Genomic DNA, 900 nt, shown 5'->3' with positions numbered 1-900 from the left:
TTGCCGCGCGCTCGCGCGGCCGTTCGTGACGGGCGGCGTGCTGGTCGACGCCAGCGCGAGCGTGGGCGTGGCGATTCACGACGCGGGCGTGGAAGCCGCCGATCTGCTCGCGATCGCCGATACGGCGATGTACGAGGCCAAGCGCGCCGGGCGCAATACCTGGCGGCTCGGCTGTGCGCCGATGACCGGCGCGGGCGCGGGTGGCGAGCCTCAGAGCTTGCCGTTGGCGGCGCTTTCGTAGATTTCCCGCACCCGACCTCGATAAAGACCCGGCGGGAGACCCGCCGGCGTCCGCGCCAGTCGTCCAATCTCCTCGCGCAGCGCCTCCGGGCACGAAATCTGCGCCAATCCCCACCGATGACCGGCTGACGCGCTTGCGCGCGTTCACGCCCGATCGTGCTGGCAGCGCGATAATTGGGGCGCGCCAGACACGCAAGGCCGCGTCGCGCCGGTATGATGCAGAGCCACGCAGACCGGCCCGATCATCGCCCGAACGTCATCATGTTTTGCCGTTGTTGTGCTTGTTTTGCTTGTCTCGCTTATCAGGACCCGTCCCGTGACCGCTATCCGATCCGCTGCCGAATCCTCGTTCGTCGATGTCCTCGGCGCCCTGCGCCTCGCAACCGCCGCGCGCCACGAGGCCGTCGAGCGGGTGATGCCGCTTGCCGTGGGCGCGCCCTCGCTCGCCCATTACCGTCTGCACCTCGAAGTGCTGCGCGACTGGCTCGCGCCGCTCGAAGCGTGGCTGCAACGTTTCGCCGACGGCCCGCAGGACGCCGCGAGCCTGCCGCAACTGGCGCGTCTCGCGCTGATCGAGCGCGACCTCGCGCATCCGGCGCTGTGTCCGCAGGACGGGACCGATGACCTCGCCGATGCACGCCTTCACGCGCCATCCGGCGT

Annotated in this window: 2 protein-coding genes; both read left to right on the top strand. The window is 69.9% G+C overall.

Annotated features, from left to right (window positions below):
* Window positions 1-241 (top strand): diguanylate cyclase (locus G3N97_RS38975; protein WP_205998022.1); only part of this gene is annotated, 241 nt, incomplete at its 5' end.
* Window positions 242-556: 315 nt separating this feature from the next.
* Window positions 557-900, top strand: a 344-nt coding sequence (locus G3N97_RS38970) for a biliverdin-producing heme oxygenase (RefSeq protein ID WP_346778182.1), incomplete at its 3' end; no start/stop codon positions are given.

It is taken from the genome of Paraburkholderia sp. Ac-20347 (assembly GCF_017104805.1).
GTDB classification, from domain to species: Bacteria; Pseudomonadota; Gammaproteobacteria; order Burkholderiales; family Burkholderiaceae; genus Paraburkholderia; species Paraburkholderia tropica.
Note: the sequence above shows the minus strand (reverse complement) of the source record. Positions and strands in the feature narration are given on the sequence as shown.